18 protein-coding genes are annotated in these 21,390 nt (G+C 74.4%); 10 read left to right on the forward strand and 8 right to left on the reverse strand.

Annotation, left to right across the window (positions count from 1 at the left end):
- Positions 1-46 precede the first annotated feature (46 nt).
- The 3 genes from D7294_RS27525 to D7294_RS27535 all read right to left on the reverse strand — a co-directional run bounded on the left by D7294_RS27525 (position 47) and on the right by D7294_RS27535 (position 5,412).
- Positions 47-973: a formylglycine-generating enzyme family protein gene (locus D7294_RS27525; protein ID WP_120684507.1), complete on the reverse strand. Its 927-nt coding sequence runs from the start codon at positions 971-973 to the stop codon at positions 47-49.
- 477 nt (positions 974-1,450) lie between these two features.
- Positions 1,451-2,872 carry an alkaline phosphatase family protein gene (locus D7294_RS27530; RefSeq protein WP_174248459.1) on the reverse strand — a complete coding sequence of 474 codons (1,422 nt, stop codon included), beginning with the start codon at positions 2,870-2,872 and terminating at the stop codon, positions 1,451-1,453.
- A gap of 467 nt (positions 2,873-3,339) precedes the next feature.
- Positions 3,340-5,412, reverse strand: a complete 2,073-nt coding sequence (locus D7294_RS27535; protein ID WP_120684509.1) for a S9 family peptidase — start codon at positions 5,410-5,412, stop codon at positions 3,340-3,342.
- 197 nt (positions 5,413-5,609) lie between these two features.
- Between D7294_RS27535 and D7294_RS27540 the strand changes: the two genes are divergently transcribed.
- Together D7294_RS27540 and D7294_RS27545 are read left to right on the forward strand one after the other, a co-directional pair.
- A complete protein-coding gene (locus tag D7294_RS27540; protein ID WP_120684510.1) occupies positions 5,610-5,915 on the forward strand; it encodes a hypothetical protein in 306 nt (101 codons plus the stop codon).
- A gap of 379 nt (positions 5,916-6,294) precedes the next feature.
- Positions 6,295-6,660, forward strand: coding sequence for a PH domain-containing protein (locus D7294_RS27545; protein WP_120684511.1), 366 nt, complete (start codon positions 6,295-6,297; stop codon positions 6,658-6,660).
- Positions 6,661-6,886: 226 nt separating this feature from the next.
- On the opposite strand, the gene D7294_RS27550 is transcribed toward D7294_RS27545, so the two are convergent.
- Positions 6,887-7,906: a glutathione S-transferase family protein gene (locus tag D7294_RS27550; RefSeq protein ID WP_120684512.1), complete on the reverse strand. Its 1,020-nt coding sequence runs from the start codon at positions 7,904-7,906 to the stop codon at positions 6,887-6,889.
- Between the two features lie 413 nt (positions 7,907-8,319).
- On the opposite strand from D7294_RS27550, the gene D7294_RS27555 reads away from it, so the two are divergent.
- The 3 genes from D7294_RS27555 (at position 8,320) to D7294_RS27565 (ending at position 11,970) form a co-directional block, all read left to right on the forward strand.
- Positions 8,320-10,068 (forward strand): multicopper oxidase family protein, encoded by a 1,749-nt coding sequence (locus D7294_RS27555; RefSeq protein ID WP_120684513.1) that lies wholly within the window; start codon positions 8,320-8,322, stop codon positions 10,066-10,068.
- Positions 10,069-10,320: 252 nt separating this feature from the next.
- Positions 10,321-10,980, forward strand: coding sequence for a sensor domain-containing protein (locus D7294_RS27560; protein ID WP_120684514.1), 660 nt, complete (start codon positions 10,321-10,323; stop codon positions 10,978-10,980).
- Positions 10,981-11,391: 411 nt separating this feature from the next.
- Positions 11,392-11,970, forward strand: a complete 579-nt coding sequence (locus tag D7294_RS27565; protein ID WP_120684515.1) for a hypothetical protein — start codon at positions 11,392-11,394, stop codon at positions 11,968-11,970.
- 226 nt (positions 11,971-12,196) lie between these two features.
- Here the strand turns inward: D7294_RS27565 and D7294_RS27570 are convergent, their stop codons facing one another.
- On the reverse strand, positions 12,197-13,225 hold the full coding sequence (locus tag D7294_RS27570; RefSeq protein WP_120684516.1) for an aldo/keto reductase: 1,029 nt from the start codon (positions 13,223-13,225) through the stop codon (positions 12,197-12,199).
- Between the two features lie 141 nt (positions 13,226-13,366).
- On the opposite strand from D7294_RS27570, the gene D7294_RS27575 reads away from it, so the two are divergent.
- Positions 13,367-13,936: a TetR/AcrR family transcriptional regulator gene (locus tag D7294_RS27575; RefSeq protein WP_120684517.1), complete on the forward strand. Its 570-nt coding sequence runs from the start codon at positions 13,367-13,369 to the stop codon at positions 13,934-13,936.
- A gap of 167 nt (positions 13,937-14,103) precedes the next feature.
- The gene (locus D7294_RS27580) at positions 14,104-14,589 is read left to right on the forward strand and encodes a hypothetical protein (RefSeq protein ID WP_120684518.1); all 486 of its coding nucleotides are present in this window, start codon (positions 14,104-14,106) and stop codon (positions 14,587-14,589) included.
- Between the two features lie 104 nt (positions 14,590-14,693).
- Here D7294_RS27580 and D7294_RS27585 read toward each other — a convergent pair whose 3' ends face one another.
- Positions 14,694-15,485, reverse strand: a complete 792-nt coding sequence (locus D7294_RS27585) for a VOC family protein (RefSeq protein WP_120684519.1) — start codon at positions 15,483-15,485, stop codon at positions 14,694-14,696.
- A gap of 227 nt (positions 15,486-15,712) precedes the next feature.
- Here D7294_RS27585 and D7294_RS27590 point away from each other — a divergent pair, with 227 nt between their 5' ends.
- The gene (locus D7294_RS27590) at positions 15,713-16,702 is read left to right on the forward strand and encodes a glycosyltransferase family 2 protein (RefSeq protein WP_422070750.1); all 990 of its coding nucleotides are present in this window, start codon (positions 15,713-15,715) and stop codon (positions 16,700-16,702) included.
- A 2-nt stretch (positions 16,703-16,704) separates the two neighbouring features.
- Positions 16,705-18,072 carry a polysialyltransferase family glycosyltransferase gene (locus D7294_RS27595; protein ID WP_120684521.1) on the forward strand — a complete coding sequence of 456 codons (1,368 nt, stop codon included), beginning with the start codon at positions 16,705-16,707 and terminating at the stop codon, positions 18,070-18,072.
- A 242-nt stretch (positions 18,073-18,314) separates the two neighbouring features.
- Here D7294_RS27595 and D7294_RS27600 read toward each other — a convergent pair whose 3' ends face one another.
- Both D7294_RS27600 and D7294_RS27605 read right to left on the reverse strand, forming a co-directional pair.
- Positions 18,315-19,397 carry an acyltransferase gene (locus D7294_RS27600; protein WP_120684522.1) on the reverse strand — a complete coding sequence of 361 codons (1,083 nt, stop codon included), beginning with the start codon at positions 19,395-19,397 and terminating at the stop codon, positions 18,315-18,317.
- 146 nt (positions 19,398-19,543) lie between these two features.
- Complete coding sequence (locus D7294_RS27605; RefSeq protein WP_338325699.1) at positions 19,544-20,476, reverse strand: SanA/YdcF family protein; 933 nt, start codon at positions 20,474-20,476, stop codon at positions 19,544-19,546.
- 152 nt (positions 20,477-20,628) lie between these two features.
- On the opposite strand from D7294_RS27605, the gene D7294_RS27610 reads away from it, so the two are divergent.
- On the forward strand, positions 20,629-21,363 hold the full coding sequence (locus D7294_RS27610) for a sulfite exporter TauE/SafE family protein (protein ID WP_241562668.1): 735 nt from the start codon (positions 20,629-20,631) through the stop codon (positions 21,361-21,363).
- Positions 21,364-21,390: the final 27 nt, after the last annotated feature.

The raw sequence follows: 21,390 nt of genomic DNA on the forward strand, positions 1-21,390 counted from the left end.
GCGCGCAGCGGCGTGCCGGCGCGTTCGGCGGCGCTCGTGGCGCCGGTCAGGCGGCCACGCGGAAGCCGATGTTTCCGGTGGAGGAGTCAGGGGTGTTCGAACTGCGGGCGGCCACCCGGTAACGGTTGCAGTAGGAGTCGTGGCAGAGGTAGGAGCCGCCCCGCATCACGCGGGCAGCACCGGGCGTGAACCAGTCCGCGCACCACTCCCAGACGTTGCCGACCACGTTGTACAGGCCGTGGCCGTTGGGGCGGAAGGACTTCACCGGGGCCGTTCCCAGATAGCCGTCCTCGCCGGTGTTGTGGGTGGGGAACTCCCCCTGCCAGATGTTGCACATGTGGCGTCCGTGGGGGGTCAGCTCGTCGCCCCACGGGTAACGCCGCTGCTCCAGGCCGCCGCGTGCCGCGTACTCCCACTCGGCCTCGGTGGGCAGGCGGGTGCCCGACCAGGCGCAGTACGCCTGGGCATCGTTCCAGGAGACGTGGACGACGGGGTGGTTGGCGCGGGTGGCCGAGGAGGAGCCGGGGCCTTCCGGCTGCCGCCAGGTCGCGTCCGCGACCGCCCGCCACCAGGGAACGTTCGGCACCGGCTCGGAGGCGGCGGCGAGTTCCGGGGGCAGCAGGCCCTGGAAGACGAAGGAGAAGCCGAAGCGCTCGGCCTCGGTGACGTAGCCGGTGGCCTTCACGAACGTCGCGAACTGGGCGTTGGTGACCGTGGTGGCCGCGATGCGGAAGGGGGCGACGTCGACGGGGCGGACCGGGCCCTCGCCGTCCTCCGGGAAGCCCTCGGCGTCGTCCGTGCCCATGAGGAACCGCCCGCCCGGGAGGTCGAGCAGCCCGCCGGGCGCCCGGCGGGCGGGGGCCGGCCGGCGCGGGGGCGGGGGCGCGAGGGAGACGGGGACGGGGCCGGGCGTGCACGTGTCGTGGACGTGCGGGCCCTCACCGTGGCCGGGGGTGCAGCAGGAGGAGGTCATCGGGGCTCCCGGAGTGGTGGGGCCTGCCCGGAACGCGGGGCTCGCGGGTCCGGGGCCGTGCGGGGGGCGTCGGGGTGGACGGGTGCCGGAGTGGACGGGGGGTGCGGTGGCTTGGGGTGGTTTGGGGTGGGTGGGGTTGAGGCGTTCGGATTCGGTGGGGTCCGGGGTCGGGCGATGCGGGCGGGGAGGGGCCGGTGGCCGGGTGGCCGGCGGCGTCGGGAACGCCCTCGTTTCGCCGTGTCGCCTGGTACAGGCTATGCCCCGGCCGGTGGCGGGGGACAAGAGGTCCTTGGAGTCCAGGTGCGGGCGGGGCGCGCGGGTGCGGGGCTGGGCCGGGCGCGGTCGGGAGAGCGGCGGCGCCCAGGCTCGGGCGGCGGCAGCGCGCAAGTGCGCAAGTGCGGCGGCGCCCAGGCTCGGGCGGGGGTGCGGTGGGGCCCGGGCCTGGGCGGGGGTGGTTGCGGGTGGGCGGGGTCCGGGTCAGCGGCGGGGACGCCGGCCGGGCTCCTGGTGGGGTGGGGTCTGGCCGGTGGAGGGGAGGGTGGGGGCGGGGAGGGTGGCGACGTCCCGTTGGGCCTGCTCCAGCTGCTCGGCGGTGTCGTCCGGCAGCCGCGGCGGGCGCTCGGCGGGAGCCTGCTCGAAGCCGAAGGCCGAGGTGAGGTCGCCGAACGTGCCGCGCCGCCACGCGCTGATGTTGGGCTCCTCGACGCCGGTCCACCGCTCCAGGAACCGGAGCACCGAGGTGTGGTCGAACGCCTCCCCCGCGGCCCAGCCGCCGACCGTCCAGGGGGAGATGATCAGGCACGGGACGCGGAAGCCGCCGCCGATGGGCAGGCCGCCGACGAACTCGTCCGGCGTGCCGGGCTCGGGGACGGGCGGCGGGACGTGGTCGAACAGGCCGTCGTTCTCGTCGTAGTTGAGGATGAACGCGGTCTTGGCCCACACCTCCGGGTTGGCGGCGATGGCCTCGAGCTTCCCGGCCACGTAGTCGGCGCCGGCGGCCGGCAGGTAGTCGGGGTGCTCCGACTGGTGGCTGGTCGGGATCAGCCAGGAGACGGCGGGAAGACGGTCGTTGCGCGCGTCCTCCTCGAAGGTGCCCGCCGGGCGTTCGACCATGGCCCGCTCGAAGAGCGGGTCGCCGGGCCGGGCGTCACGGAACTGCCGGAACTGTTCGAGCAGGTTGCAGCCGTAGTCGTCGGCCTCCTGATAGACCTGCCAGCTGATGCCCGCCGCCTGCAGCCGCTCGGCGTAGGTGGTCCAGGTGTAGGGGGTGGGGGCGGTGTTGCTGGTGACCGGGCCGCCGCGGGTGCCGGAGGGGTCGATGGTGCCGGTCATCCAGTAGAGGCGGTTGGGCCAGGTGGGGCCGAGGACCGAGCAGAAGTAGTTGTCGCAGATGGTGAAGTTCTCGGCCAGGGCGAACTGGAACGGGATGTCCTCGCGCGTGTGGTAGCCCATCACGTACGGGCCGTTCTCCCCGTCGGCCGCGCGGTGGGCGGGCAGCCAGCGGTCCATCCTGCCGTTGTTCCACGCCTCGTGCTGGACGGCCCAGGCGTGGCTCGTGGAGGGGATGGCCTGGGCGCTGGTGGTGTGCGTGTCGAGGTGGAACGGGAGCAGGTGGCCCTCCGGATTCTCCTCGTCCGGCTGGTGGAAGACGGAACGGCCGGTGGACAGGGTCAGGGCGTCGGGGTCGGCGAAGCCCCGGACGCCCTTGAGGGTGCCGAAGTAGTGGTCGAACGAGCGGTTCTCCTGCATGAGGAGGACGACGTGCTCGATGTCGGCGAGTGAGCCGCCGCGGCGTGGGCCGGCGGCGACGGCCCGCTGCAGGCTGGGCGGCAGCAGCGAGAGTGCGGCGGAGCCGGCGGCGACACCGGCCGCCGCACCGAGGAGTCGCCTTCGGGACATGCCTGTGCCCGGCATGGGTGGGGTCCTTCCGTGGGGGTGCTGGGGGCCTCGGCAGGCCGCCGGGGACTTTTCCCGCGCGGGCACAACGCGAGAGAACCGCTCGGCAACGGGGCGGCGGAGCGCAGTGGGGGGATCGGTGAACGGGGGATCGGGCGCGGGCAATACGCGCCACCTTCGCGCGCCTGCGCCCGCCCTCGCGCGCCTGCGCCTGTTCGCGCCACCCCGGGGGAGCACGCGCTCCTCCTCCCGCCGTCGGAGAGCCGCCGTGAGCCGCCGTGAGCCGCGGGGTTGTGGAAGGCGGGCCTGGCCGGGTCCCGGGCGGCCCGGCTGCTCGGCCGGGCCGCCCGGGTGGGGACGCGCCCGGGCGGGGGCGCGTTCAGGCAGCGACGCGTCAGGGCGGAGGCGGGTCCGGGCAGGGACGCGCCCGGGCGGGGGCGCGTGCCGGCCGAGGGCGCGTCCCTGCGGGCTCAGCCGAGGAGGCTGGGGCGTTCCCAGGGGCGGCCGAGGAGGTGGTGGGAAAGGAAGGCGAAGACCGTCTCGTACCAGATCTTGGCGTGGTTCGGGGTCAGGACCCAGTGGTTCTCGTCGGGGTAGTACAGGAACTTGTGCGGGCTTTCGCCGTCCGGGGTGGCGTCCTTGGCGCGCAGGTCGGCCCACAGGCGGAGGGCCTCGCCGAGGGGGACCCGGTAGTCCTTGTCGCCGTGGATCACCAGCATCGGCGTGTGGATGTCGTCGAGGAAGCGGTGCGGCGAGTTGGCCTCCACGATCTCGGGCGTGAACTCCTTGGCGAAGGCGTACGCGTAGTCGCTCACGCGGACGGCGTGCTCCAGCGTCCACAGGGAGGCGTGGGTGACGATCGCGCCGAAGCGGTCGGTGTGGCCCGCGACCCAGTTGGCCATGTAGCCGCCGAAGGAGCCGCCCATGGCACCCACGCGGGAGGCGTCGATGTCGGGCCTGCGCTCGGTCTCGTCCGTGATGGCCATCAGGTCCGTGAAGGGCTTGCCTCCCCACTGGCCCCAGCCGCGGCGGATGAAGTCGATGCCGTACCCCGTGGAGAGCGCCGGGTCGGGCTGCAGGACGGCGTAGCCCCTGGCCACGGCGAGCCACTGGTTCCACCGCCAGGACCATGCGTTGGTCGAGGCCATGGGGCCCCCGTGAATCCACAGCAGCAGCGGCGCCGGGTGCTCGGCAGAGGCGTCGTGCGGCAGCGAGAGCCAGGCGCGCAGCGGGGTCCCGTCCTCGGCGGTGGCGTGCACCTCGGTGAGCGTGCCCGGCAGCGTGGCGGGCCTGCCCAGGGCCTCGGCCGGGCCCGGCAGCGGCTGGTAGGGGCCCTCCCCGTCGAGCGGGACGCGGACCGGGGCGGGCGGGCTGTCCAGGGCCGAGCGCAGGGCGTAGACCCAGCGGCCGTCGGGCGAGACGTGCGGATCGGAGTAGGCGCCGTCGTCCGCGGTCAGGCGGGTGACCTCGCCGGTGGTGGCGTCCACCCGCCACAGCGGGGCGCGTCCCTCGTGGTCGGCGACGAGGACCAGGGCGGAGCCGTCCGGCGTCCAGGCCGGGGTCCCCGGCCAGCGGTCCCACCCGGCCGTCAGGTCCCGGACCTGGCCGCCCGCGAGGGGAACCAGGCGGAGCGAGCAGTCGCCGGGGTCCTCGGGGGTGAACCGGGTGAAGACGGGCACCGCCACCTGCGTACCGTCCGGGGAGATGCGGGGGACGCCGTGCTCGATCGCGGGGTCGTCGACCAGCGTCCTGCGCTCGCCCGTCGCGACGTCCAGGGCCGTCAGGGCGAGGTACTGCGAGCCCTTGGCCTCGGGACGTATCCAGGCGGCGACCACGGTGCGGCCGTCGGGCGAGAGGTCCCAGCCGCCTTCCTCGTGCAGGGCCTTGCCCACGTGGCCGGTGAGGTCGCGCAGCTCGCAGGCCTCCTCCCCCTCCGGGGAGGATTTTTCGGGCAACTCGCCGACGAGGAGGCGGGGGGCGGCCGGGCCGAGGTCGTGGTCCCACAGCCTGACCTGGGTGTCCTCGTGGAGGATCGCGGTGACCTTGGCCTTCTTCCTGGCCTCGCGCAACTCGCCGTCGTGCTCGGGTCCGGTGGCCGAGGGAAGCAGCTCGGAGGCGAGGAGCAGGGTGCCGGAGTCGCTGACGAGCGGCGCGGCCACGCCGCCGGGCAGCTCGGCGAGAACGCGCGCGTCGCCGCCGCCCGCCGGCTGCACCCACAGCGCGGGCGCGTCCAGTTCCTCGGAACTCCCGGGCCGGGGCCTGGCGGAGACGAACAACAGGTCGCCCGAGGGCGTGAAGACGGGAGACGAGGCGGGCTTGTCGCCCCGGGTCAGGCGCCGGGCGGGGCGCTGCCCTTCCGGGTCGACCTCCCACAGCGCCGAGACGTAGCGGGTGCGTTCACTGTCGAGGGTGGCGGCGGCGAGCACCAGGCGGCTGCCGTCCCTGGAAAGGGCGAGGGCGCCGGCGCGCGGCAGGTCGACGAAGGAGTCGAGATCGTGGAAGGGGCTGGTGGCTGAGGGTTCCTCATCTTGTTGATTCGTCATCGAGCCTTCCTGGCGTCGCGGTGAATGGCCGTCGCCTGTCTTCCGGGCGGGCGGTTCTGTCTCCCGGTGAACGCCGGCGGCGCCGGACACGCTCCCGTCGGCCGAATATTCCTTCGAACGGGTGATGCGGGGCGATGCCTCGGGTCGGCCTGCCCAGCGGCCCGTTTCAGGCGGTTCGCTGGGGCAACCCGGAGGTCATGTCCATACACACGAGGAGAGTTGGGCCTTCCACGGCCGCCATCGCGGCGAACGTCCTCGCGGTGCTCGCCGACGTCGCGGCCGCCATCATCGGCCTGTGGATCGTGATGTACCTGCTGGATGCCAACCGCGCCAACGACCTGGTGACGTTCCTGCACGACGCGTCGCGCTGGCTGGCCGGCTGGTCGCATGACCTGTTCACCTTCGACGAGGAGTGGGCGCGGGTGGTCTGCGGCTACGGCCTGGCGGCCGTCGTCTACCTGCTGATCGGGAACCTGCTGGCCACCCGGCTGCGCCGCCTCTAGCGGAGCCGCTCCGCGAGGCGGGCGCTCCCATCCGTGCGGTTCCGCGGGCGTTGCGGGCCGACTCACCCTTTCGGGTTACACCGCCGAGGGCGCGGCAACCTCTGGCCGGTTCCGTGCGGTCTATGGGTACGAGGGGCCGAGACCGTTCGGTTTTCCGGAGCAGAGCAGAGGGGGAGTGAGCGAGAGTGGAGCGGGACAGCGGATCGCCGAAGGCGCCCGCGGGGGCGAGGACCGCCGGGTGCGGGGCGCGCCGATACGCCGAAGGGCCGCGGCGTTTTCCAGAGGGGCGGCACGGTCCGCGTGCTCCGCCCGGGGTGCGGGAGGGACCTGCCCCTCTAGAGTGGCGTAATCGAGAGGGAGCGAGAGCGGGGGCCTGTTCATGGCGCTGTTCGGAAATGCGCACACGGTCGACCCGGTGGCGGCGCAGCAGGAGTACGCGAGGCTGCTCGGGCAGGACGAAAGGGTGTACGCGGCCTATCTGTTGATCCGCGACACGATTCTCTTCACGGATCGCCGGCTGATCCTCGTCGACAAGCAAGGGATAACGGGCAAGAAGGTCGAGTACCACTCCATCCCTTACAAGAGCATCACGCACTTTGCGGTGGAGACGGCCGGGCATTTCGACCTGGACGCCGAGCTCAAGATCTGGATTTCGAGCAACCCGGTGCCGATCGAGAAGACCTTCACGAAGGGAGTGGACATCTACGAAGTGCAGGCGATCCTGACGCAGTTCGTCGCCCGCTAGCAGGCGCCACGCGGCGCAGGGGACGCGGGGCGGCCCCATGGTGGCGGGGACGCGGGGCGGATTCGTGGCGGCGGATTCGTGGCGGCGGACCCGTGGCGGCGGGGCCGTGGCGGTCGGCCGTGCCGGATGGGGTGTCCGCGTGGGCGCCGGGTGCGGGGCCGGGTGTAGGCGCAGGGTGCGGCGAGCGGGGCCGCCGGAGTGGAGGCGGCCCCGGGCCGGGGCGGGCTCAGGGGCGGCCTGCGGGCGGGATGTGCTCGGCCTCGGGAGGCGGGCCGGGCGGGGTGCCGTCGCCGAAGGGGCGGCCGCCGAGCTGATCTCGGTGGTGCGGGGTCAGCCAGCCGGAGAGGTCGGGGCCGGCCGGGACGATCGCCGTCGGGTTGATCCCGGTGTGCACCTGGTAGTAGTGCCGCTTGATGTGGTCGAAGTCGACCGTGTCGCCGAAGCCGGGGGTCTGGTAGAGGTCGCGGGCGTAGGCCCAGAGCACGGGGTCCTCCGTCAGCTTCGAGCGGTTGCACTTGAAGTGGCCGTGATAGACGGGGTCGAAGCGAACGAGGGTGGTGAACAACCGGATGTCGGCCTCGGTGATGGTGTCCCCGACCAGGTAGCGCCGGCCGGCCAGCCGCTCGGACAGCCAGTCCAGGCGGCGGAAGACATCCCGGTACGCCGACTCGTACTCCTGCTGGTCCGTGGCGAAGCCCGCCCGGTACACCCCGTTGTTGACGTCGTGGTAGACGCCCTCGATCACCTCGTCGATCTCGTCCCGCAGGGCCTCGGGGTACAGGTCGGGGGCGCCCTCCCGGTGCAGGGCCGTCCACTCGGTGGCCAGGTCGAGGGTGATCTGGAGGTAGTCGTTGGTGACCAGGCGGCCGCTGGGCACGTCCACGATCGCCGGGACGCTGACGCCGCCGGGGTAGCCGGTCTCGCGCGCGTCGTAGGCCTCGCTCAGGTAGCGGATGCCGAGCACGGGGTCCCGGCCCCCGGGATCGAGCGTGAACCGCCAGCTCCGGTCGTCCTGGAGGGGATCGACGACCGCAAGGGACAGGGCCGCCTCCAGGCCGAGCAGGCGCCGGGAGATCAGGGCACGGCTCGCCCACGGGCAGGCGCGGCTGACGACGAGCCGGTAACGCCCCGCCTCGACGGGCCAGCCGTCGGCCCCGTCCGCCGTGATCCGGTCGGTGAAGTGGCTCGGGGATCGCTTGAACTTCTTTCTGCCGTACGCGCTGTTGCCGCTCTGGGCGCTGCTCACGTGGCCCTCCTCCAGGTCGTGTCTCGCCGCGGCCGGCGGTGGGCACGGGACGTCGCTCCGGGCGGCGGCGGGTGCGGGACCGGCCGTGGCTTTCCGGCGTGCCGGCTCTCGTGCCCGGCGCCCGCTTCCTCTCCGCGCACCCGCCGCGCCCTCCCTGCGCCGGTTCCCGTGTGAGGGCTCCCCGGTTTCCGGGTTCGGGTGTGCCCCCCGCCGCCCGGCCCTTCGCTCCGACTGTCCCGTTGTCCGTTCCGTTGGCCGTTCCCGGTTAGCCAGCCTTTCCCCCGGCCGGGTCGCTCATGCGGCGCGCCGAGGCGTTCGGCAACCACTCGAAAGATCGAAAACGGTGCCCTCCGTCCGCAGGAACCCGGCCCGTGCGCAGGAGGGAACCTCACCTTGAATGCCATTCATAATCCATGCTAAGAAGAAATTTTCTCCGCTCGGGAGCGGCGGTCGCCGGGGGCGCGCTCCTGCTGGGCGGCGGAGCCGCGGCCCGCGTGGCGGCAGCCGCCCGCCTTACGCGGCGTGCGGCACCCATCGCCGACGCGGGCGCCTTCCCCCGCTTCGTCAACCCGCTCCCCCGCCCGGCCCGGGTCGACCTGACGAGCGGCGGCACGGCGAACCTGGTCATGGCGCAGACGACGCAGGACCTGATCGGCGGCGGGCTCGGCCTCAGCACGCCGGTGTGGGGGATCGGGCTGCACAAGGCGCTCGCCGACGGGATCGAGGAGAGCGTCCCGGTGGCCTCGCCGGGGCCGACGCTCGTGGCCCGGGCGGACACCCCGGTGGTGCTCACCTGGCAGAACGCCCTTCCGGCCCGGCACCTGCTTCCGGTGGACGTGTCGCGCCACTGGGCGTTCAGCGACACGGGATACACCATCGCGGAGAACGGGGTTCCGGCCATCGTTCACCTGCACGGCGGGCACACCGAGGCCCGAAGTGACGGGCACCCCGAGGCGTGGTATACGGCCACGGGCACCGTGGGGAGCCTCTACCAGGGCCCGCGGTTCACGCACGAAAACAGCCAGGAGGCCGCCACCCTCTGGTACCACGACCACACGATGGGGATCACGCGGCTCAACGTGTACGCCGGCCTCGCCGGTTTCTATCTGCTGCGGGACGAGCGCGAGTTGGCGCACATCGCGGCGAACCGGCTGCCGAGCGGGCCGTACGAGATCGAGCTGATGGTCCAGGACCGGACGTTCCGGCCGGACGGGCGGCTCGCCTACCCGGCGGCGGACGCGCAGTGGCCGGGGCAGGTCGGCACCCACTCGCAGTTCTTCGGCGAGGTCGTCCTGGTCAACGGCAAGGCGTGGCCCTACCTGGAGGTGGAGCCGCGGCAGTACCGCGTGCGCCTGCTGAACGGGGCGAACTCGCGGTTCTTCCGGCTGTCGGTGAACGGGCGCTGGCCGTTTCCGGTCTGGGTCATCGGCGGGGACGGCGGGTTCCTGGAGCGCCCGCAGCTCCTGGACCGGCCGCTGCTGATCGCCCCGGCCGAACGGATCGATCTGGTCCTGGACTTCAGGGAGGTCGCCGGCGGCACCTTCGACGTGGGCAACGACGCGGCGGCGCCGTTCCCGCACGGGCCTGCGGTCACCTCGCCCACGGACCGGGTGATGCAGTTCCGCGTCAACCAGCCCTACGACCGCTCGGTGCCCGAGCCCACGCTGCCGTCCGCGCTGCGCGAGAGCGCCTACCAGGTGCCGGGCACGCCCGTGCGCACCCGCAGGCTGCTGCTGGCGCAGACCATCCACGAGGACGGCCGGGCGGTGCCGATGCTCGGCACCTGCGAGCGCGGCGTCCTGGGGTGGTCCGACCCGGTCACGGAGGCCCCGGGCTACGGCGACACCGAGACCTGGGAGCTCTACAACGCCACGGACCAGACGCACGCGGTGCACCTGCACCTGGTGCAGTTCGAGGTGCTCGGCGAGGCGCCGTTCGAGGCGGAGCAGGACCCGGAGACCAAGGCGTTGTCGCGGGTGAGTCTGGGGAGTTTCCGGCGTCCCAACGGGGCGGAGGCGGCGCCGAAGGACACCGTCCGGGTCCCCCCGCACCACATGCTGCGCCTCAGGGCCCACTTCGACCGGCGCGGCGAGTATGTCTGGCACTGCCACCTGCTGGAGCACGAGGACCACGACATGATGCGCAAGTTCGTCGTTGCCTGAGGCCGGCGCCCGCGGCGGCGGGCGTTCCGGGCGGCGGGCGTTCCGGCAGCGGGCGTTTTCGGTCTGCGGGCGTTCCGGTCGGCGGGGTTCGGTGGCGGGGTTCGGTGGCGGGAGGAGGCGAGGGCCCTGTGCGGGGTGGTGCCAGGTACACCCCCGATACGGGGCGAAGGCCCGCTGACGCGCCCCGCCCCCGGACGGGAGTCTGTGGGTGTGCCCGGAAGGCGGGCCGAACCGAGCGGAGGAGTGATCGGAATGAGGATTCGTGACCGGGTGGCCGCCGCCGCTCAGGGCCTGGGGACCGGCATCGGCTCGCTGTTCGCCGGCAGCATGCTGTTCACCGCGTCGGCCCTCTCGATCGGCCTGATCCCGGTGGGCATCGGCGCCCTCACCACGCCGACGGTGCTGCGGGGGGTTCGTGCCTACGCGAACCGGCACCGTGCGCTGGCCACCGAGTGGGGCGGGGTGCCGGTCACCGCGGACTACCGGCCGGTGCCCGCCCGCGACGGGCTGATCGGCCGCTGCGCCACCACGTTTGCGCTGCTGCGCGACCCGGCGACCTGGCGGGACCTGCGGTGGCTGCTCGCCGACATGACCGCGGGGGTGCTTGCCCCGATGCTCTCGGCGGCGCTGATCCTGCAGGGGGTGTTCGGGTATGTGCTGATGGCCGGGGTGTGGCGGCCGATCCACCAGGCCGGGGGCACCCACTGGTACACCTTCGTCCCGGTGGACTCCCAGGGCACGGCCACGCTCGCGGCGCTGGTCGGAACGGCCCTGATCGCGATCGGCATCGCGATCGCCCCCGTGATGCGGCGGGTGAGCGCGGCGCTCACCCGGGCCGGTCTCGACGCGCGCCCCGCCTCCCCGACGAACCCGGTTCAGGCGCCGGTGCACTCGGCGCTCGCCGCGCGCTGAGCGCGCGCCACCGGCCGGGCGCCCCCGCCTTGCGCGGGCGCCACCCGCCGGGCGCTCCCGGACCGTTGCGGGCCACGGGCCGGGCGTACGGGGGCAGGCGTGCGGGGGCCGGGGCGTACAGGGGCGGAGGGTGGGCGAGGGAAAACGGCGGTGGGCGGTCCCGGAACCGGGGCCGCCCACCGCCGTTTCCCCGGCACCGCCGTTTCGCCGGCCGGGGGCGATTTTCGCGGGCCGGGCGCAGGGCCTGGGCCTGGGTTCACACGGGCGCACCGTTTCTCCACAGGCTTGTGCGCCACCGCGTCTGGCGGACGCGCGTAGACATCCGCCACCATCCTCGTGCACCACCTGCACAGCCGACTGACAGGCAACGCCGCCCCGGCCCGGGGCGGCCCGAGCAGGAAGGTCCCCGAGATGAGACTGCGCACCGTTCTCACCGCGCTGGCCGCAAGTGCCGTACTCCTCGTCGCCCCAGGAGCCGGGCTCTCCGCCGCCTCCACCGCCGCCACGGCCGAGGCCGCGGCGCCGGCCGCACTCCCGGCCGCGGCACCGGCGGCCGGGCCCGCCGACTACGCCCCGCTGGTCACGAAGATCAGCCACTCCCAGGCCACCCAGATGTTCCGGGCGGTCGGCATCACCTGGTCGTCCTCCGGCGGCTGTTCCGACCGGAACAATGCCACCTGCACCTCCTTCGAGCAGCTGAACCTCGCCACGGCGCAGGGCGCGCAGACCCTGCGCACGGCGAGTGGCTGCGCCCTCAACATCACCGGCGGCACCGAGACCGGGCACGCCAGCGGCACGTACAGCCACTGGAACGGCTACAAGCTCGACTTCTCGCTCGGCAGCTGCATCAACTCCTACGTCACCAGCGCCTTCACCTACATCGGGCTCCGCAGCGACGGCGCCCGGATGTACGAGTCGGCGGCGGGCAACGTCTACGCGCTCGAGGGCAACCACTGGGACGTCGTCTTCTACAACTGCGGCGGCTGCTGACCGCGGCGAGGCCGGGTCGGCGGGGGCGGCGCGCCGCGCCGTTCCCGCCGACCCGGCCTCGGACGGCCGGCGCGCGGCGCGCGGACGTTGCGCGGCGGGAGCCGGGCGCCCGGCGCGGGGCGTGCCGGACGCGGCCGGCCGGGCCGGTGCGCGGGCGGGACGGGCGCGTGGCGAGCCCGGTGTGTGGGTGGGGCCAGGCCGGGCGGGCCGGGCGGGCCGGGTGGGGTCAGGGGTGGTCGGGTGTGGAGAGGGTGTCCAGGGCGGTGAGGGCGTCGGGGGGCAGGTCGAGGCTCAGGGCCCGGAGGTTTTCGGTGAGTTGGGCGGTGGAGCGGGGGCCGATGATGACGGAGGTGACGCCGGGCCGCCGCCCGGCCCAGGCGAGGGCGACGGACGCCGGGGTGGTGCCCAGTTCCCTGGCGACCGCGGCGACCCCGTCGGCGATGCGGAAGTTGCGCTCGGTGAAGAAGTTCTGCGCCCAGTTCCTGGCGCCCGCCAGGCCGGAGCGGAAGAGCCGGCCGAAGCGCGAGTCGGGCTCCGGGTCGGTCCCGGGGGCGTACCTGCCGGTGAGCAGCCCGCTGCCGAGCGGCGAGTACACCAGCGTGCCGAGTCCGTGCCGCTCGCAGGTCGGCAGGATCTCCTCCTCGATGCCGCGGTCCAGCAGCGAGTAGGGCGGCTGGAGGGCGACGAACCGGGTGCCGCCGACCCGCTCGGCCGCCCACTGGGCCTCGACGATCTGGGCGGCGGTGAAGTTGGAACAGCCGAGGTAACGCACCTTTCCGGCGCGCACGAACCCGTCGAGGGTGGCCATCGTCTCCTCGATCGGGGTCTCCGCGTCCCACTGGTGGCACTGGTAGAGGTCGACGTGGTCGGTGCCAAGCCGCCGCAGGCTGGCGTCCAGCGCGCGGGTGAGGTGGGCCCGGGAGAGCCCGCGGTCGTTGGGGCCCGGCCCCTGCGGGAGGAACGCCTTCGTGGCGAGGACCACCTCCTCGCGGCGGCCCTTGAGCGCGCGCCCGAGGATGCGTTCGGACTCGCCGTCCGTGTAGCCGTTGGCGGTGTCGACGATGTTGTGCCCGGCGTCGAGGAAGGCGTGCACGAGGCGCGTGGCCTCCGCCTCGTCGCAGCAGCCGACCCCCGCGGTTCCCGGCGGGCCGAAGTTCATGGTGCCGAGGCAGGCGGGGGACACCTTGAGGCCCGAGTCGCCGAGCCTTCGGTATGCGGGGCGGGGCGCGTCGGCCGTGCTGTCTGCGGGGCTCATGGGCGTTGCCTCCTCCCCCGGCCTTCCCCCCGGTGCGGGGGGAGCCGGCGGCTTGAATCGGATCAAGCGTTCCGGTTGGCTCGGCAAGGCACGATACGGAACAATCGTTCCGGTCGTCAATCGGTCAGGCAGGGAGGCTCGGTGACCCAGGAGGCACGGCCGCTGCGCGCAGACGCGAGGCGCAATCGCGCCCGGGTGCTCGACGCGGCCGAGGCGGTCCTCGCGGCGCAGGGGGTCGGGGCCTCGATGCGGGCCATCGCGCGGGAGGCGAACCTCGGACTCGGCACGATCTACCGGCACTTCCCCACCCGGGAGGCGCTGTTCCAGGCGATCCTGGCGAACCGCGCGCGGCGGATGATCGCGCACGCGGCCGCGCTGCGCGAGGCTCCGGACCCGGGAGAGGCGTTCTTCGGCTTCTTCGCGGCGCTGGTGGCGGAGTCCGCGCGGAAGAAGGCGATGGTGGACGTGCTGGCCGCGGCGGGGATCGACCCGAAGGCGGGGGCCTCCTCGGTCGCGGAGGCGATGCGGGAGGCGATCGCGGCGCTGCTCGGCCGGGCGCAGCGCGCGGGGGCGGTCAGAGCGGACCTGGGCATGGCGGAACTGCTGGCCATCCTGGGCGGCCTGTGCCTGGGCGCGGAACGCGACCCCTGGCCGGACGAGGTGCGCGCCCGCGTTCTGGCCATCACCTTCGACGGTTTCCGCCCGCGCTGAGGAACCCGGGCCGCAGGGGCGCCCGCCTCGTCCCGGCGCGGGGCGCGGGAGCCGGGCGCGGGAGCGTACGCCGCGCCCGGGCGCCGGGGCAGGGGCGCACGCGCCGCAGGGGCGAAAGGGCAGAAAACGCCGTGCGCGCCCCCCGGCGCGGAACCTACCGTGTCCCCGTGGACGTGACCTTCACCAAGGCCGCAGGCCGCCGCTACCTCATGCGGGTGGTGCGGGAACGCGGTCCGGAACTGGCCCCGAGACAGGGCCCCGGCTACGACGACCACCTGCCGCACGACGCGGTCCACTTCCTGGTCGAGGCCGAGGCGGGGCTGACCCGCGGCGTGTTCGGCCGGATCGCCGCCGGGGGCCTCAACGTGTTCTGGCCGGCCGACCCGGCCCTGCGCCGCCGGGAGTTCCGCCGCGAGGCCAGGCGCCGGCTCACCGCGGCGGACCACGCGCAGATGGCGCGCTCCGAGTCGCTGGCCGGCGCCTGCCGGGCGCTGTGGGAACTCAGGGCGGGCCACCGCGCCTCGGCGCCCGCCCCCCTGGCCGGGGAGGACGCGCGGCTGGCCGAACGCATCGTGGCCAGGCTCGACGCCTTCGCCGCCCGCTGGCACCCCCTGCCGGAAAACTCCGGCATCACCCTCACCTGGCCCCGGTGACCGCCCCCCGCGCCCACGCCCCGGCGCGTCCGCCGCGTACGCGCCCTCGCCTGCCGGCCGCCCCGCCGCCTGCGTGAACCCACGGGCCCCGGCGCGCGGGGGCGTCAGGGGGCGGGGGCGAGGACAACGAAATCCGCCGCGTAGGGGTCGAGGCAGACGGCCAGGCGGCCCACGCCCTCGGCGTCCTCGGGGCCGAGCTGCACGCTGCCCCCGCCGCGGGCGACGCGGGTCACCGTCTCGTCGCAGTTCGCGACGGCGAAGACCGGGTGCCAGTACGGGCGGCCCCCGGTGCGGGCGAGGCTGTCCGCCGGGAGCTGCATCATCCCGCCCTGCATCCGCTCCTGTCCCGCGCCGGCCGGGCTGATCAGCGCGTACGCCCCCGTGCCGCCCGGGAGCGGAATGTCGTGGATCTGCCAGCCGAACAGCTCGCCGTAGAAGCGCCTGGCCGCCTCGCCGTCGGTGGTGTACAGCTCGACCCAGCTCAGCGAGCCCGGCTGGTCGACCAGTTCGAGGCCCAGGCTCCGGCCCGGCTGCCACACCGCGAACTCGGCGCCGAGCGGGTCGGTGAACTGCCCCATCCTGCCCCAGCCTCCCGCGTCCACCGGGGCGACCCTGACGCTGCCGCCGAGCCGCTCGACGGCCTCGGCGCTCGCCCGCGCGTCCGGCACCCGGAAGTAGATCATCCAGGCGGACCGCGCGCCCCGTTCGGTCAGCGGGCCGAGGGCGGCGACCGTCGCGCCCTCCAGCTGGAAGACGCCGTAGCCGGTGGCGTCCGGTCCCGAGGAGCGGAAGTCCCAGCCGAAGACCGACCGGTAGAAGGCGGCGCCGGCGCTGACCTCGGGGCAGCCGAGATCCAGCCAGCAGGGGGAGCCGGGGAGGAAGTCGGTGGTGATCATGGTGCTGCTCCTCGCGGTTCCTCGGGGGCCCGGGCCGCGGCCCCCAGGCCAGCGTGACACCGGGCGCCCCGCCCCGCCTCCCGGGACCGGGCGCCGCGCTCGCCCGCCGGCAAGCGCCGGATCACGGAGCGTACGTTCAGCGTTCACCCTCAGGTCACTCGCTCGTACCCTGTACTGATCACCCGCTGTTTACCCTCGCGTTCATCCCGATCGCCGTCTCTGGACCCCTGGTGCCTGACAAGCAGAACGCCCCGAAGCTCTCCGTGATCGTCGCCTGCCACAACGTGCAGGACTATGCGCTCAACACGCTGCGCAGCCTGGTCAGAAACGCCGGTCCCGCCACCGAGTTCCTGCTGGTCGACGACCACTCCACCGACGCCACCGCCGAGCTCATCGGCCGGGCCCTGCCGGGGCTGCCCGGCGGGCGCCTGCTCGCGCACGAGACGAACCGGGGCATCTCCGCCGCCCGCAACACCGGCATCGAGGCGGCCAGGGGCGAGTACCTGACGTTCCTGGACGGCGACGACTGGTACGCGCCCGGCTACCTGGACCGGCTGGTGGCGGCGATCGACCGGCTGGGCGTCGACTTCGTGCGCACCGACCACGTCCAGGCGACCGGCAGGAACCGCGAGGTGGTGCGGGCCCCGGCCAGGCGGCGGGAGGCGGTGCTCGACCCCCGCGAGGGCATCCTCCCCGCGAACGCGAAGACGATGGTGGACTACCCCTTCGTCTGGGCCGGGATCTACCATCGCCGCGTCTTCGACGAGGGGCTCCGCTTCGACGAGCGGCTGCGCACCGCCGAGGACCGGGTGTTCGGCTGGCAGTTGCACCTGCGGGCGCGTTCCTTCGCCGCGGTGGGACTGTTCGGGGTCTTCTACCGGCGCGGGGTGGGCACCTCGCTCACGCAGATCACGGACGCCCGCCAGCTCGACTTCCTCCCTGCGCACGAGCAGATCATGGCGGAGGTGCGCGCCGACCGGGACGCGGAGCGCCTGCTGCCCAAGATCGTGCGGACCTACTGCGCGATGATCGCCTTCCACGTGGGCAACGCCTCGCGCTACGAGGCGCAGGCCGCGCGCCGGCTGCGGCAGGAGGCGGCGGCGGCGCTGCGGCGGATGCCGGCCGGGCTCCTCGACCAGACGCTCACCGCCATGGGAGACCGCGGCCGGGTGCTGCGGCGGCTGGTGGGACGCACGACCCGGAAGGCGGCGGCCTGAGCATGAGCGAGCGGCGCACGCAGATCTTCGAGGTCTCCACGCTGTACGGGGCGGCCACCCTCGCCGCCGCCGTGGACGCCGGGCAGTTCGGCCCGGCCGAGGAGGCCAGGCGGCTGCTCCTGGTGTGCAACAACGCCGGGATTCCGGAAACCTCCGCGCAGGTGGAGGAGATGGCCGGCTGGGACCGGGTGGCGGCCCGTTTCGACCGGGTGCTGAGCTGGAACGAGACCATCTCCCCGTACCACCCGAGCCAGTGGGCGCCCCAGGAGGGCGACGAGGTGCTGTGGCAGCGGCTGCTGCGCGAGGCGTGGGGGATCGGGGAGGGGCCCTTCGACCTGGTGGTGGAGTCGGCCCACGCCAAGCCCGCGGCGACGCTGGCCGCGATCTTCGCCGACGCCGACATCCACGTCTACGCCGACGGCCTGATGGTCTACGGGCCCACCCGGGAGCGGCTGCCGTGGCCCACCGGCTGCCGGGTGCGGCGGCTGCTGCACCCGGACCTGGTGCCCGGGCTGCGCCCGCTGCTGCTGGCCGAGTACGACACGCCGGCCGAGGTGGTGCCGGCCGAGGCGTTCCGCGCCGTCCTGGACGAGATCACCGCGCAGTACGGCCGCGCCGAGGAGGACGCGCCGGTGGCGGGGGGCGAGGGCACGGCCGTGCTGCTCGGCCAGTACCTCGCGGCGCTGAACCTGATCAGCGCGCGCGAGGAGGAGGAGCTGCACGAGCGGATGCTGCGGGGGGCGGCGGCGGCCGGGTGCCGCACGATCGTCTTCAAGCCGCACCCCACCGCGCCCGCCCAGTACTCGAAGGCGCTGGAGAAGGCGGCGGCGGACGAGGGGGTGAGCCTCACCGTCCTGGACTCGCCGATGCTCGCCGAGACGCTCTTCGCGCGGGTGGCGCCGCAGCTGGTGGTGGGCTGCTTCTCCACGGCGCTGCTGACGGCCTCCGCGCTCTACGGGCTGCCGATCGCGCGGGTGGGGACCGGCCTCCTGCTGGAGCGGATCGTGCCCTACCAGAACAGCAACCGGGTGCCGCTGACCCTCGTCGACGCCCTGGTGCCCGATCTCCTGGAGCGGCGGGGCGGCGAGGTGGTCACGCGACGGCCGGAGGCGGCCGCGGAGCTGGCGCCGCTGCTGCGGGCCGTGGGCTACTGCATGCAGCCGAAGCTGCACCCGGGCCTGCGGCCGGAGGCCGAGTCCTGGCTGGGCGCGCACGGGCAGGCCGAGGCCGCCCGCTACTTCAAGCGGGGGCGGCTGACCGCGCTCGCGCTGCCCGGCGGGTTCGCGGCGAACCTCACCCGGCAACTGCCCGGCGGCCGGACGGCCCTGCGCATCGCCCGGAACGTCAAGCGCCGCGCCACCCGCAGGTAGCCGCCGCCCCGGCGCCCGGCCAGGGCAGGCACCCGGCCGCGCCTGCCCACGGACGGAAGCGGCCCCGGTCGGCTGCCGCGGTCGACGGCGGGCGGGCGCGGCCAGCGACGGGCGGGCGCGTGCGATCAACGGCAGGCGCGTGCGATCAACGACGGACTGCCGCGGTCAACGACGGGCGGGCGCAAGGCCGTTGCGGAGAAGGCGCGGAGAAGGCGCGGGGAGGGCGCGGGGGCGGCGCGGGTTCAGCCGAGGATGCGGCGCAGGCCCAGGCGGCCCCACAGGAGGCTGACGCCGTAGGACAGCACGACGGTGACCGCGAGCATCCCCACCAGCAGCGCCAGGCAGGCCGGGCCGCTCAGGTCGGCCGAGACCAGCGGGCGCACCAGTTCCTCGACGAAGAACACGTGCACCAGGTACGCGCCGAGCGCCGCGGACGCGACCCGCTGGACGGTGGGGCGCAGGCGCCGGGGCACCTCGATCCGCACCAGGGGCAGGGCCACGCACAGCGTCAGGGCGCCGACGAAGAGGTGGGCGTTGGGTATGACGTAGTGGATCTGCGTGTCGTACCAGAGGATTCCGGCCACGGCGAGCGGGGCGAGGGCGAGCAGCAGCCGGCGCCACCCGGGAGCGAGCCGCCCGGGCAGCGAGAGCAGCAGGGCGCCGCCGACGGCGTAGACGACGGCGTAGGTGGAGAAGCCCCAGCCCACGGCCGGCGTCCCGCGGTCGGTCAGCTCCCCGAGCGTGGTCAGGGCGGTGGGCAGCGCGGCCACCCCGAGCAGCAACAGGCCCATTCCCCAGGGCCGTTGCCCCTGCCTGATCAGCACGACGAAGCCGAGCAGGGCCACGATGACCAGGTACGGGTACATGAACCACAGGTGGTACGCGGGCTGGACGGTGCCGAAGCCGGCGTCCACCGCCAGGTCGGTCATCGGCTTCTCGTTCGTGCCGCGCAGCCAGGCCCAGGCGAGGTAGGCGGCGGTCCAGACGAAGAGCGGGACGAGATTGCGGGTCAGCCGCCGCCACAGCCGCGCGCCGTCGCGGGGCGGGGCCCCGACGAGGACGGCCCAGCCGGCGATGGCGAAGAAGACGGGGACGGCGAAGGAGCCCGCCGCGTCGCCCGCCATCCCGACCCAGTAGGCGCCGGCACCGTTGGCCTCGCGGGTGTCCACGGCGTGGATGAAGGTGGCCGAGACGTGGCTGAGGATCACCGAGCAGGAGGCGACCAGCCGCAACAGGTCGACGTCGAACCTGTGCTCACGCCGCTGCGGCGCTCGGGGCGGCGAGGCGGGGGCGCCGGCGGGCGGGGCTTCCGTGGAAGTGGCCATGGTTCCGTTCGCGGTCCGGGGGGTGTCGTGCACTTGTAGCCCGGCACCCCCAACGCCATATCGCGAACAGACGTCCGAGGGGTGAACTCCACGCGTCCACCGCAGGTTTCCCGGCCGCGTGGACGCCGCACCGCGCCCGGCCCGCCTCACCCCGCCTCGTCCGCCCCCTCGGCGCCGCCGTCCAGGATCTCCCGCAGGCCGCTCTCCGGCGGCCCGTCGAACTGCGGTTCCGGCGTGAACGCCGCGTCCCAGGCCGCCGTGAAGGAGGCCGCCATCTCGCGCAGCCCGCTGTAGATCCACAGCGGGCTGCGCCACTCGTGGACGCCCACGCCCCACGCCTCGATGCCCGCGGCCTCGCACAGCGCGAGCGCCCGGCGCACGTGGAACTCCTGCGAGACCAGCAGCGCGCGGGTCACCCCGAAGACGTCGTGCGCGCGGGCGCAGGAGTTCCAGGTGTTGAAGCCGGCGTAGTCGGCGACCACGTGCGCGGCCGGGACGCCCCGCTCGGCCACCAGGTAACGGCGCATCGCCTCCGGCTCGTTGTAGCCCTCGCGGCTGTTGTCCCCGGTGACCAGGAGGGCGCGGACCCGGCCGTCGTGGTAGAGCTCGGCGGCGGCGTCCAGGCGGTGCGCCAGCCAGCCGCTCGGCTCGCCGTCCGCCCGCAGGCCCGCCCCGAAGACCACGGCCACCGGCGCGTGCGGCGCGTTCTCCACCGTCCGCACCCGGCCCTCCGTGCTCGTGTACACCCAGGCCGAGGGCAGGGTGGCCAGCACCGCGGCCGCCATGCACAGCTGCACGGCCAGCCGCCGGCCGCGCACCGTCCTCGGCAGCCGCGGCCGGGGCAGCCGCAGCCGGGACGGGCGCAGTCCCGGCAGCCGGGGCAGGCGCCGGCGCGGCGGGGGCGGGCCGGAGACGGCGGCGGTGGGCGCGGGGGCGGGGGCGGGGACACCGGAGCCGGGGGTACCCGAGCCGGAGCCGGGAGCACCCGCGCCGGAGCCGGGAGCACCCGCGCCGGAGGCCGGAGAGGCAGAGGCGGAGCCGGGGGCGGGATCGGAGCCGGGGGCCCGTTCGGTCGTCACATCCCTCTCACGGACGGCGACGGGCGCAGAGTTCCCCGCGGGCGCGCGGCGTTCCCCGCGGCCGGGCCGCCCGGCGCGAAACGCCAGGTCCCGCGCCCCGGATGAGAGATGCACCACGGCCGGTTTCGCCCGGGTGGCGTAATCTCGCACGGGTGATCGAGGGGCTGAGCGGCGCGGACTGGACAGTGCTCGCCCTCGGCGCACTCCTCGTCGGACTGGCCAAGACCTCCATCGGCGGGGTCGCCTCCATCAGCGTGGCCCTCTTCGCCGCCGTGCTGCCCGCCAGGGAGTCGAGCGGCGCCCTGCTGCCCCTGCTCATCACCGGCGACCTGATGGCCGTCGGCGCCTACCGCAGGCACGTGGACTGGGCGGCGCTGCTGCGGCTCTTCCCCTCCGTGGCCGCCGGCGTGCTGATCGGCGTCGGCTTCGTCGCCTGGGTGGACGACACGGTGATGCGGCGCACCATCGGCGGGCTGCTGCTCGCGGTCGTCGCGGTGCACCTGTGGCAGCGGCGGCGCCCGGCCCGGGTGGGCTCGGGACGCACCCGCGCCCTGGTCTTCGGGCTGCTCGCGGGCTTCACCACCATGGTGGCCAACGCGGGGGGCGCCGTCATGTCGCTGTACCTGCTGGCCGCCGGGTACCCGAAGCTGCGCTTCCTGGGGACCACCGCCTGGTTCTTCTTCATCGTCAACCTCTTCAAGGTGCCCTTCAGCGCGAGCCTCGGCCTGATCGACGGGGGCTCCCTTGGCCTCAACGCCGCGCTGATCCCCGCCGTGATCGTCGGCGGGCTGCTCGGCCGGATCGGCATCAGGCACGTCGACCAGGCCCGCTTCGAGCGCCTCGTGCTGCTGTTCACCGTCGTCTCCAGCCTCAACCTGCTGCGCTGAACGCCCGCCGCCCAGGCCGTGCCGGGC

Origin of the sequence: Streptomyces hoynatensis (assembly GCF_003626535.1) — a bacterium.
Classification (GTDB): Bacteria; Actinomycetota; Actinomycetes; order Streptomycetales; family Streptomycetaceae; genus Streptomyces; species Streptomyces hoynatensis.